The 12,328-nt window shown below is 33.2% G+C and carries 10 protein-coding genes; 8 read left to right on the top strand and 2 right to left on the bottom strand.

Annotation, left to right across the window (positions count from 1 at the left end; genetic code table 11):
- Position 1: 1 nt before the first annotated feature.
- Positions 2 to 520 (top strand): hypothetical protein, encoded by a 519-nt coding sequence (locus tag AB8B90_RS05775; RefSeq protein ID WP_405334614.1) that lies wholly within the window; start codon positions 2 to 4, stop codon positions 518 to 520.
- A 9-nt stretch (positions 521 to 529) separates the two neighbouring features.
- Here the strand turns inward: AB8B90_RS05775 and AB8B90_RS05770 are convergent, their stop codons facing one another.
- Positions 530 to 1,426: a patatin family protein gene (locus AB8B90_RS05770; protein ID WP_405334612.1), complete on the bottom strand. Its 897-nt coding sequence runs from the start codon at positions 1,424 to 1,426 to the stop codon at positions 530 to 532.
- 118 nt (positions 1,427 to 1,544) lie between these two features.
- Here AB8B90_RS05770 and recG point away from each other — a divergent pair, with 118 nt between their 5' ends.
- The 3 genes from recG (at position 1,545) to AB8B90_RS05755 (ending at position 5,101) form a co-directional block, all read left to right on the top strand.
- Positions 1,545 to 3,647 carry an ATP-dependent DNA helicase RecG gene (gene recG, locus AB8B90_RS05765; protein WP_405334609.1) on the top strand — a complete coding sequence of 701 codons (2,103 nt, stop codon included), beginning with the start codon at positions 1,545 to 1,547 and terminating at the stop codon, positions 3,645 to 3,647.
- An 87-nt stretch (positions 3,648 to 3,734) separates the two neighbouring features.
- Entirely contained in the window at positions 3,735 to 4,469 is a 735-nt protein-coding gene (locus tag AB8B90_RS05760) for a hypothetical protein (RefSeq protein ID WP_405334607.1), read from the top strand.
- A 50-nt stretch (positions 4,470 to 4,519) separates the two neighbouring features.
- On the top strand, positions 4,520 to 5,101 hold the full coding sequence (locus AB8B90_RS05755) for a tRNA-(ms[2]io[6]A)-hydroxylase (protein ID WP_405334604.1): 582 nt from the start codon (positions 4,520 to 4,522) through the stop codon (positions 5,099 to 5,101).
- A gap of 9 nt (positions 5,102 to 5,110) precedes the next feature.
- On the opposite strand, the gene AB8B90_RS05750 is transcribed toward AB8B90_RS05755, so the two are convergent.
- Positions 5,111 to 6,328 (bottom strand): peroxiredoxin family protein, encoded by a 1,218-nt coding sequence (locus tag AB8B90_RS05750; RefSeq protein ID WP_405334601.1) that lies wholly within the window; start codon positions 6,326 to 6,328, stop codon positions 5,111 to 5,113.
- Between the two features lie 120 nt (positions 6,329 to 6,448).
- Between AB8B90_RS05750 and pheT the strand changes: the two genes are divergently transcribed.
- From pheT to AB8B90_RS05730, 4 genes are all read left to right on the top strand, one after another.
- Entirely contained in the window at positions 6,449 to 8,875 is a 2,427-nt protein-coding gene (pheT, locus tag AB8B90_RS05745) for a phenylalanine--tRNA ligase subunit beta (protein ID WP_405334599.1), read from the top strand.
- 101 nt (positions 8,876 to 8,976) lie between these two features.
- Positions 8,977 to 9,477 carry a thiol peroxidase gene (tpx, locus tag AB8B90_RS05740; RefSeq protein WP_405334597.1) on the top strand — a complete coding sequence of 167 codons (501 nt, stop codon included), beginning with the start codon at positions 8,977 to 8,979 and terminating at the stop codon, positions 9,475 to 9,477.
- On the top strand, positions 9,477 to 9,845 hold the full coding sequence (locus AB8B90_RS05735; RefSeq protein WP_405334595.1) for a diacylglycerol kinase: 369 nt from the start codon (positions 9,477 to 9,479) through the stop codon (positions 9,843 to 9,845). The genes tpx and AB8B90_RS05735 overlap by 1 nt, the downstream gene beginning before the upstream one ends.
- 96 nt (positions 9,846 to 9,941) lie before the next feature.
- Positions 9,942 to 12,328 (top strand): DNA translocase FtsK (locus AB8B90_RS05730; RefSeq protein ID WP_405334592.1); only part of this gene is annotated, 2,387 nt, incomplete at its 3' end.

The raw sequence follows: 12,328 nt of genomic DNA, 5'->3' as shown, positions 1-12,328 counted from the left end.
TATGGAATTAGACATCATAGGCTTATTATTATATTGTGTTCCAGCTATAGTTACAGGAGCAATTGCATTTTTATTTTTTAGAGAACATATTGAAAATGAAAATAATCGTAGAAACTTTTTAATTCAAAAGGACCTCCAAAAAGAAAGCTTACCAATGCGACTTCAAGCCTATGAACGCATGTCCCTTTTTTTAGAAAGAATAAAACCATCAAAACTACTCTTAAGAGTTAAGCCAAACTCTTCTAATAAAGAAGATTACGAGTCTTTACTTATAGCAAATATAGAACAAGAGTTTGATCACAATTTAGCACAACAAATATACGTTACAGACAAGTGTTGGAGCATCACTTCAACCGCAAAAAATGCTACAATTCAAATGATCAGAAAAGCTAATTTATCTGAAAAAATTGATTCTTCAGACAAACTAAGAGAAGTTATTTTAAGCGATATGATAGACAAACGATCTCCTAGCGATGCAGCTCTATCTTTTATCAAGGAGGAGGTTTCAGAGATTTGGTAACTTGCACTTCTATAACAACGCTGAATCTTTGTGCTTTTGTTTAGCATACTCATAGCCTTGAGCCCACCATTTCACCATTAATCGTTTACTGAAAATCAATGAATTCTCGGTAAGACTTGTAGGCGTATAATACAAATTTAGTTTCACACCTCTGTTTTTAGCCGCCAACTTACCAATCATAATATCATTTTTCTCAACCTGATCTAACAAATGACCAAAGAGACTCAGCATTAATGAAAACGGATTTTTACCCAAGATTTTTTGCTTACTCATATTTTCAGACTCCAAAACAACAGCGTCAACCTCAGTAGCACCTCGCTCTATAGCCTCTCTTATTGGAATCACGCAACCCAAACCACCATCAGCATATTCATAACCGTTAACTTTAGCCAAGGACATAAAGGGGATATAATTGCATGAAATCCAAATCCAATTACAAAACTCTTCATAGTCAAATTCTTTTATAGACTTATACTCCACACGATTCATCGATAAATTCGAAACCGTTACAACCACATCTTCTTTAGTTTCCCTTATTTTATTAAATTCTTCTATTGTTAAATTCCTTTTTATATATCGCTTTAACGACTTACTCTCACCAAAGGTCCTTTTCATTCTTATGAATTGCCACAGTGAATTCAAAAAATCAATAGAAACATATTCTCGATCACCTTTTTGACGCTGAACGAATGGACTCACACTAAATATATCTCGCTGGTTCACATTGGTAAATATAGTATACAACTTACCAATATCATTAGCCGCCAAATGAGGCACTAACAAGCTTCCAGTTGAGGTACCTAAAAACATATCATAATTTCTACCCAAATCCTGCGTTAAATACTGAGCAACGCCACCTGCAAAAGCACCTTTACTTCCACCACCAGATATAACCAATGCTCTCATCTATTTTTCAACTTAATCAAAATCATTCTACAAAATACAATTTTATTCAAGCATAAATTAAAAGAAAATCTAATTTTAATAACAAAATCGTAAAAAGTAATTTGGTAAATTCGCAGTTATGAGTGTGAATCTACAAACTCCAATAGATTATCTTAAAGGTGTTGGGCCTAATCGTGCTGACTTGCTAAGGAGCGAATTAGGAATTCACACTTATCAAGACCTGATCAATCTGTTTCCTAATCGTTATTTAGACAGGACTAAGTACTTCAAAATTAGCCAACTCCAAAGAAATACTGCTGAAGTTCAAATTATAGGTAAAATAATCAGCTTCAAAGAAGTCCCTCAAAAAAGAGGCAAACGACTTGTAGGCACATTCGAAGACGACACTGGACGCATGGAACTGGTTTGGTTTCGTGGACAAAAATGGATACGTGACAGCATAAAAACAAACACACCATATGTTGTGTTTGGAAAGATAAATTGGTTTAATGGTAAGTTTAGCATGCCACATCCTGATCTAGAATTACTAGAAGATCACAAACAAAACTTGCGTTCATCAATGCAAGCAATATATCCTTCGACAGAAAAACTTTCGAACAAAGGCATTACAAATAGAGTCATGACTAAAATAATGCAAAGTTTATTTTTAGAAACAAAAGGTCGTTTTAAAGAAACACTATCAGAAAACCTTACTTCAGAACTTAAATTAATATCTAAAAGCGACGCCCTTTTTAACATACATTTTCCCAAAAACCAAGACCTTTTATCACGATCCGAATTTAGACTGAAATTTGAAGAATTATTTTATATTCAATTGCAATTAATTCTCAAAAACCTCATTCATAAATCTAAAATAAAAGGATTTCCGTTCGAATCGGTCGGCGACTATTTTAACAATTTCTACAAAGACTATTTACCCTTCAATTTAACCAATGCACAAAAACGTGTTTTAAAAGAAATTAGACAAGATTTAGGAAGCAACGCACAAATGAATCGATTACTACAAGGTGATGTAGGCTCAGGAAAGACTATCGTAGCTTTCATGTCAATGCTCATGGCACTTGACAATGGTTTTCAATCCTGTTTAATGGCTCCGACTGAAATTTTGTCAGTTCAACACTATAACGGTTTAATTGAATGGTCTAAAAAACTGAATATCAGAATTTCAATACTAACTGGTTCAAGTACTACTTTAGAAAGAAGAAAAATTCATGAATCATTAGAAAATGGCGAATTACAAATCTTAATTGGCACTCATGCACTCCTAGAAGAGAAGGTGAAATTCAAAAATTTAGGACTCGCAATCATAGACGAACAGCATCGATTTGGAGTTGCTCAAAGGTCTAAACTATGGAAAAAAAACACCTCTCCTCCACACATTTTAGTAATGACTGCTACACCAATTCCGAGAACTCTAGCAATGTCTGTTTATGGCGATCTAGACATTTCAATTATTGATGAATTGCCACCAGGAAGACAAACCATAAAAACAGTGCATCGATATGACAAAAATCGACTCAAAGTTTTACGTTTCATGCGAGATGAAATTGATAAAGGAAGACAAGTTTACATCGTTTACCCTTTAATTCAAGAAAGTGAAAATTTAGATTATAAAGATTTAATGGACGGTTATGAAAGTATTGTAAGAGATTTTCCACAACCAAAATACCAAATCTCTATAGTACATGGCAAAATGAAACCAGCAGATAAAGATTATGAGATGCAACGTTTCGTTAAAGGTGAAACACAAATTATGGTCGCTACAACTGTTATTGAAGTTGGCGTTAATGTACCAAATGCATCAGTTATGATTATCGAAAGCGCCGAAAGATTTGGCTTATCACAATTACACCAACTAAGAGGACGCGTAGGTCGTGGCGCCGAACAAAGCTATTGTATTTTAATGTCTGGTTTCAAACTAAGTCAGGACAGTAAAATAAGACTTGAAACTATGACTAGAACCAGTGACGGATTTGAAATTGCTGAAGTTGATTTAAGACTTCGTGGTCCAGGAGACATCATGGGCACACAACAAAGTGGTATATTGAATTTAAAGATAGCAAATATCATTAAAGACAAAGATATTTTGCAAAGCGCACGTTTTTACGCTAAACGAATTCTAACCCACGACCCATCACTTAATCAAATTGAAAACAAAATTATCTTGGAAACTTACAGACAACTCAGTAAGTATAAAAATATTTGGAACTATATTAGCTAGTCATAATCTAAACAATTGAAATAAATATTAATTATTATATTGTTGAATGTAGAAACAATTTAACTTATTAACTTAAATTGCTAATAAATGACTTCGAATCAAAAACAACTACTCTTCACTATTATTTTTATAGCTATATTACTTTATGCAGACCCAGTATATGCTGGCCCAGGCGGTACTGTAGCAAAGGCGTTTTTTAAAACATGGTGGGGAAAAACCATTTTAGGTCTTTTAACTATAATCTTTCTTCCATTAATTATTTATATGAAAACTGTTGAGTTTTTTGCAGTACGAAAAGCAAAAAAAGAACTCTTTAAAATAGGTCTAATAAATAAGGATTTCTCATGGCTAAATGTTGAAAAACATGTAACCAATACATTTACAAGAGTTTATAAAGCATGGAACAATGAAGATATGAAAGAAGTTTCTGAATACGTAAATCATTGGTATTGGCAAAACCAACAAAGTGTTCATTTAGACAAATGGAAATCAGAAAATTTAAAAAATGTATGTCATCTTGAGAGTATTAATAAAATCAAACCATTGTATTTAGAAATTTCTGATGACGACAATTTTGAAGGCTCCAAAATAGCTTTCAGTATAACAGCAAATGTTGAAGACTACCTAATCGACAGAGATTCCAGAAGAATAGTTAAAGGAAAAAATGGTTATAACAGTGAAGAAAAAATATGGATCATGGAATATTCTAATAAAAAATGGCTTTTAGATGATATCAGAGATGGAGATCTGTCATTACAATTTGCAAAACTTAAAAATGTTATTCCTGAAAGTATTAGCGAAGGAATACTAAGCAAAGGTTAACAATTGATAATAGTTTTTAAATCATAATTTTAAACACATAAAACGCTAGAATGCTTCATCTTAAATTAGAAACCGATCCTCGTTGGGCAACTATTGCAGAAGAAAATATCGAAGAAATACTGACAGATCACGCTTGGTGCGAACAAAAAGCTGCTACTAATGCCATTACTATTATAACTCATAATCCACAATACGAGGATTTAGTTACTGACTTACTAGAACTCGCCAAAGAAGAGCTAGAGCATTTTCAAATGGTACACAACATTATTAAAGCTCGTGGCTACAAACTTGGCAGAGAACGAAAAGACAGCTATGTAAACGAATTATATAAGTTTATGAATAAGGGTGGCAACCACCTACAAAGCATGGTAGATCGATTGTTGTTTTCTGCCATGATTGAAGCTAGAAGTTGTGAACGATTCAAATTATTATCGCAACGAATCAAAGACCCAAAACTTTCTCAATTTTATTATGACTTAATGGTTAGCGAAGCAGGTCACTACACAATCTTTATAACCTTTGCTCGTAAATACGGAAAAGATATTGATGTTGATCAGCGCTGGAAAGACCTCGTAGAATTTGAAGGTCAACTCATTAAAAGCTATGGTGTGTTTGAAAGCATACATGGTTAAAAAAAGTAATTATTCAATAAGCAAACTATCCATAAATATTTCAAATTCACGCTTAAACTCTGTGTGCTTTTCCCCAGTTGCAGGCCCGTTAAACCCTGTATGAATTTTTCGCACTTGTCCTTTTTTATCTATAAAAATTGTGGTTGGATATGACAAAACATGGTTTAGCATAGGTAATTTTTCTTGAGCTTTAACTTTATCTGAAGTCCCATATTGCGCCAATAAAATTGGATATGATATTCCAATATTATCTTTTAAACGTTTAATACTTTGGAATGCTTTTTCTTTTGTCTTTGCATACTCAAAAGCTAAAGCGACGAATTCTAAATCTTCATTACTAGTCATGTTGTAATATTCAGAATAATATTTACTTTCATCTAAACAATTTGGACACCAAGTTCCCATTATCTGCACTACAACTACCTTATTCTTGAATTGATCATCAGACAATGACACCATATCCCCTTCTGAATCTGGAAAAGTAAATTCTAATACTTCATATCCGTCTTTTAAATAGGTAAGATTGTTGGCATCTGGCAATTCATAAGTTTCATTCCGTTTTCCAACAAACGGCTCTACCCAATGATTTCCTGAGTAAAACATACCATTCATAGTATCGCCTTCAATTTCAGCAGTAAACAAAAAAGCATGAGCTCCATCAAATGTAGATAGCTTCATAATATCACCATCCATAACACCTTCTAAATAACGATAATCTCCTGTGGTGGTTCGAAAAGTACCTTTAACTTTTGCCCCTTCTTGCTTAAAAATTCCTTTAGCAATATACATGTCAGCTTCAGAATCTGGACTAAATACAACTTCCCAATTTCCAGTCAAATCCTGATTTGTTTGATTATATTTTGAAGCAAACCGCTCTCTGTTTCCATATTCAGCTGAAAATGGAACCACACGATCCAAACTTTCTTTTATAAAATCACCTTCTAAGTCTTCACCATTAATAATAGCTTTTACGTAACCTTCAAATACAGGAGCTTTAAAAACTATTGTATCTTTAGAATACGAAATATCATTCACTAAAATCACTTCATCTGCATTAAAAATCTTGATAGACTCTTGAGAGGTTACTTCAAAAACAAAAGGCAAAACCTCATCTGGACTAACGCGCAATTCAGCCCTCCAAAACCCTAATTTTAGTTTGTTTCCCTCTCTTGAATCACAGGACAACAGCATTAGAAAAACAACAATAAAAGCAATAGAATATTTCATGATATGGAGATTAAATAAGCTATAGTCTTAACAAATTTATAATTCTTACAAAGAAAAGCAATTATCAATTATTATTACTACATAGTATTATTATCTTTGTGTCTTGATTAAAGAATAAAAATGAAGATTTCTTATAATTGGTTACAACAGTTTTTAAAGACAGATTGGCCAGCTGAACAAACTGGTAAACTTCTAACAGACTTAGGTTTAGAGATTGAAGGCATTGAGTCTTTTCAATCGATAAAAGGTGGTTTAGACGGTATTGTTGTTGGAGAAGTATTAACATGTGAACAACATCCAAATGCAGATCGTTTAAAAATTACAACTGTAAATATTGGCGACAAAACACCTTTACAAATTGTATGTGGAGCTCCAAATGTTGCAAAAGGACAAAAGGTTCCCGTCGCTACAATTGGTACAACTTTATATACAGACAAAGGTGAAGCTTGGACAATCAAAAAAGGTAAAATAAGAGGTGAAGAAAGCCATGGAATGATTTGCGCTGAAGACGAATTAGGTCTTGGAGCATCTCATGACGGAATTATGGTCTTAGGACCTGACACAAAAGTTGGTACTCTTGCTTCAGATTTATTTGAAGTTGAAAATGATCAAGTATTTGAAATCGGACTCACTCCAAATCGTGCTGATGCCATGAGTCATTTTGGTGTCGCTAGAGACTTAAAAGCAGGATTACTCCAAAAAGAAATCAATTCAGAATTAATTACTCCTTCAGTAAGTTCGTTTCATGTTGAAAACAGAACACTAAAAATAGATATCGATGTTAAAGACAAAACTTTAGCACCTCGCTATTGTGGTGTCACCATTTCTGGAATAAAAGTAGAAACATCCCCTTTATGGCTACAAAATAGATTAAAAGCGATTGGATTAGCTCCAAAAAACAACATCGTTGATATTACCAATTATGTATTACATGAATTAGGACAACCGCTTCACGCCTTTGATGCAGCCAAAATAGCTGGCAATAAAGTCGTAGTAAAAACGCTTCCTAAAGGCACAAAATTCACCACACTTGATGAGATAGAACGAGAATTGCACGAAGAAGACCTTATGATTTGTGATGCAGAAAAACCAATTTGTATTGCAGGAGTTTTTGGAGGAATCGATTCTGGTGTTACCGAAAACACAACAACTATTTTTCTAGAAAGTGCTTATTTTAATCCTGTAAGCATTAGAAAAACAGCTAAGCGTCATGCAATGAATACTGATGCATCTTTTAGATTTGAAAGAGGCATTGATCCAAACATTACAGAATACGCATTAAAGCGAGCTGCAATTCTGATACAAGAAATTGCTGGTGGAGATATTACAAGTGATTTATTAGATTTCTACCCTAACAAAATCAAAGACTTTCAAGTCCGTTTAAGCTTTGAAAATGCTAAGAAACTGATTGGCGAAGAGATCCCAAAGGAAACGATAAAAAGCATCTTAACCTCTTTAGACATTAAAGTAAACAATGTAACTGAAGCTGGTTTAGGACTAACAGTTCCTGCCTACAGGAATGATGTTCAACGTGAAGCAGATATTATTGAAGAAGTTTTGCGTGTTTATGGTTACAACAACATTGAAACCACTGAAAAGTTAAACGCTTCGATCTCTAATACTTCTAAATTTGAAGATTACAAGCTTCAGAATGTCATTGGTAATCAACTGGCTTCTCAAGGATTTTTCGAAATGTTATCAAATTCATTGACGACCCCTAAATACATTAAATTAAGCGAACAACTTAATGAAGAACACAATGTAGAAATGCTAAATCCGTTGAGTAATGATTTAAGTGTAATGCGACAGAGCTTATTATTTTCGGGATTGGAGTCGGTAAGCTATAATATTAATAGAAAACGTGATAATTTGAAGTTATATGAGTTTGGAAAAACCTATCATAACTATAGTGAATCACGTGAAGAATTTAAACGTTTATCCATTTTCTTAACAGGAAACAAAACTAATTTACGTTGGAACACTCCTGTTCAGAAAAGTGACTTCTTTTATTTAAAAGGTATAGTAAACAGCACATTAGAACGCTTAGGACTAAATAAACATAAAGTTTCTCCTATCAAAAATGATGTGTTTAGTGAAGGCATTAGTTTATCACAAGGAAAAACAAAATTGGTTGACTTTGGGATTATAAATAAGAAAGTCTTAAAGCATTTTGGAATTTCTCAAGAAGTACTGTTTGCTGAATTTAACTGGGATAATATTATAGATTTGGTACAACACCAAGACATTAAATTTAAGGACATTCCTAAATACCCAGAAGTACGTCGTGACTTTGCTCTATTATTAGACGAAAATGTGATGTTTGAAGATATTGATAAAATAGCTATGCAAACCGAAAAGCAACTCTTAAAAGATGTCGATCTTTTTGACGTCTATCAAGGCAAGAACCTTCCCAAAGGCAAAAAGAGTTATGCCGTAAGTTTTACCATTCAAGATGAAAAGAAAACACTCACAGATAAACAAATTGACAAAATAATGAACAAGCTTCAAGCCAATTTTGAAAAACAGCTTGGCGCAGAGTTGAGATAAAAAAAAAGCCTTTTCGAAATGAAAAGGCTTTTTTTTTATAATTTATTTGGCATTTAGAATTTAAATAATACTTAAATTTAACATTCACTAAATAACACAAAATGGCATCAGTAACATTAGGCGGAACTCCCGTAAATACATCAGGAACGCTCCCTGAAATTGGATCACAAGCTCCAGATTTTAAATTAACCACAACAGATTTATCTACAAAAACATTAAATGACTATAGCGGAAGCAACTTAGTCCTAAATGTATTTCCAAGTGTAGATACAGGCACATGCGCGCAATCAATAAGAACGTTTAACAAAGAAGCAAGTAGCCTAGAGAATACTAAAGTACTTTGCATCTCTAAAGATTTACCTTTCGCTATGGCTCGTTTTTGTGGCGCTGAAGGATTAGATAATGTTATTAGCTTATCTGATTATAAAGATGGAAATTTTGGAAAGACCTATGGTCTTGATTTTACAGATGGCGCTTTTGAAACACTACTTTCTAGATGCATTATAATTGTTGATTCAAAAGGAAAGATTCTACATACTCAACAAGTCAGTGAAATTGCTGATGAACCAAACTATGAAAAAGCTTTAGCTTCTTTAAAATAATGTCAGAAAAAGACTCGTTCCTAGTTAACCGATTAAAAAGTGTAGGCTACGCCTTTAAAGGCGCAGCTTATCTTGTAAAGACTGAATCAAGTATTAAAATTCAATTTTGTATTGGGATAATAGTTACCATTGCAGGATTTTATTTTAATATCTCTAATACAGAATGGCTTATTCAAATTACATGTATAGGTCTAGTAATGAGCATAGAAGGCATGAATACCGCAATAGAGTACATTGCAGATTTTATTCATCCTGACAGACATGAAACTATAGGAAAAATAAAAGACATAGCTGCTGGTGCAGTTTTTATAGCAGCAGTTTCATCTACTATTGTAGGTTTAATTATTTACATACCTAAAATATTTTAAGGTTAATAACTCCGTTAATATCTCCTAGGTTTAAATACTTTTAAGTTAGGATAAACGTTAGTAATTTGTATTTTTGTTTTACACTAAGAATCCTTTATGGCGAAGAAAAAAACGAAGACTAAGAGCAAAGCTAAAACAACGCCTAAACTAAAAAAACCAAGTTTTAAATTATCAAGTCAGCAAAAGTTGATTTTTGGTAGTTTATTGATCATTCTTGGTGTTTTGTTGTTTATTGCATTCTTGTCTTTTTTCTTTACTGGTCAAGCAGATCAAAGCACACTTTCAGAATTTGCATCTAGAGATGTTGAAGCGCAAAATTGGCTAAATAAACTTGGTGCTTGGGTAAGCGACTTATTTATTAACAAAGGTTTTGGAATATCTTCTTTTATATTCTCAGGACTATTATTTCTATCTGGAGTTTATGTAACCCTTGATATAAACAAATCAAAACTACGCAGACATTGGATTTGGGGAACACTTATTGCAATTTGGCTTTCTGTTTTCTTTGGATTTTTCGCACAAAAATTCGACACGCTAGGCGGAACAATTGGTTTTGAAATGAATAGTTTTTTTCAAGATTACATGGGTAAAATCGGCACTATGCTCCTACTCGTTTTTATTTTGATTGTGTACTTAGCTATTAGATTCAAAGTTACTGGCGATTCAATTGCGTCTCTTTTCAAAAGTGCTAAAAAAGAGTTTAAAGAGGATATTCGTTCTGATAAAAACACTGATAACGAAACCATTGTCCCATTAGATAATGATTTGTCTGCTGAAGCTGAAGACATTAAGTCTGCTTTCGAATTAGATATTGAAAAACCTAAACCTACCATAGAAAATCACTCCATTCCAGAAAAAAAGATTGAAATTACTAAAGTTGAAATCACCAAACCTGAACCAGAACCTGAGATTGAGCCAGAACCAGAACTAAACATTGAAATAAAAACAATTGAAGAGGAAGTTTCAGAAACAGATAATCTTTCAAATAAACTGGTAGAAGATTTCGGACAATTTGATCCGACCCTAGATCTCAGTAAATTTGAATTTCCTCCATTAGATTTGTTAAAAAAATACGATACTGAAGGCATTACTATTAATCAAGAAGAACTTGAAGAAAACAAAAATCGAATTGTAGAAACCTTAAATAATTACAAAATTGGAATCTCTAGTATTAAGGCAACTATTGGTCCGACTGTTACACTTTACGAAATTGTACCAGAAGCAGGAGTTAGAATTTCAAAAATTAAAAACTTAGAAGATGATATCGCCTTATCACTTTCAGCATTAGGCATCCGTATTATTGCTCCAATACCAGGAAAAGGAACCATTGGTATAGAAGTTCCAAATAAAAACTCAACCATAGTATCGATGCGCTCTGTAATCGCATCACAAAAATTTCAAAAATCTGAAATGGAACTTCCTATTGCTTTTGGTAAAACCATTAGTAATGAAACTATGGTGGTAGATTTAGCTAAAATGCCACACTTATTAATGGCTGGAGCAACTGGTCAAGGTAAATCTGTAGGATTAAATGCTGTATTAACTTCACTACTTTACAAAAAACATCCTGCAGAAGTTAAGTTTGTTTTGGTTGATCCTAAGAAGGTAGAATTGACATTATTTAACAAAATAGAGCGACATTACCTAGCCAAACTACCAGATAGTGAAGATGCTATTATTACAGATAATACTAAGGTTATAAACACATTAAACTCATTGTGTATTGAAATGGACAATCGATACGAAATGCTTAAAAATGCAATGTGTCGTAACATAAAAGAATATAATACTAAATTTAAAGCACGTAAGTTAAATCCCAATGACGGTCACAAGTTTTTACCATATATAGTATTGGTAGTAGATGAATTTGCTGATTTAATTATGACGGCCGGAAAAGAAGTTGAAACTCCTATTGCTCGATTAGCCCAACTTGCACGTGCTATTGGTATTCACCTTATTATCGCTACACAGCGTCCTTCTGTAAATGTAATTACAGGTATTATTAAAGCAAACTTCCCAGCACGTATTGCATTTAGAGTAACTTCAAAAATAGATTCTAGAACTATTTTAGATGGTTCTGGTGCAGATCAGTTGATTGGTCGAGGTGATATGCTTTACACACAAGGAAATGAAATTATTAGAATTCAATGTGCATTTGTTGACACTCCAGAAGTTGAAAAAATAACAGATTTTATTGGCTCCCAAAAGGCTTACCCTGAAGCACATCAATTACCTGAGTATGTAGGTGAAGAAAGTGGCACAAGTCTTGATAATAATATTGCAGATAGAGATAAATTGTTTAGAGAAGCAGCTGAAATTATTGTGACAGCACAGCAAGGTTCTGCGTCTTTATTGCAAAGAAAATTAAAATTAGGATATAACAGAGCTGGACGATTGATTGACCAATTAGAAGCAGCAGGTATCGTTGGAGGATTTGAAGGAAGTAAAGCCAGACAAGTTCTTGTTCCTGATTTAGTAGCTCT

The sequence above is a fragment of the Psychroserpens sp. genome, assembly GCF_045105015.1.
GTDB lineage: Bacteria > Bacteroidota > Bacteroidia > Flavobacteriales > Flavobacteriaceae > Psychroserpens.
This window is presented reverse-complemented; position numbering and strand designations above follow the sequence as displayed.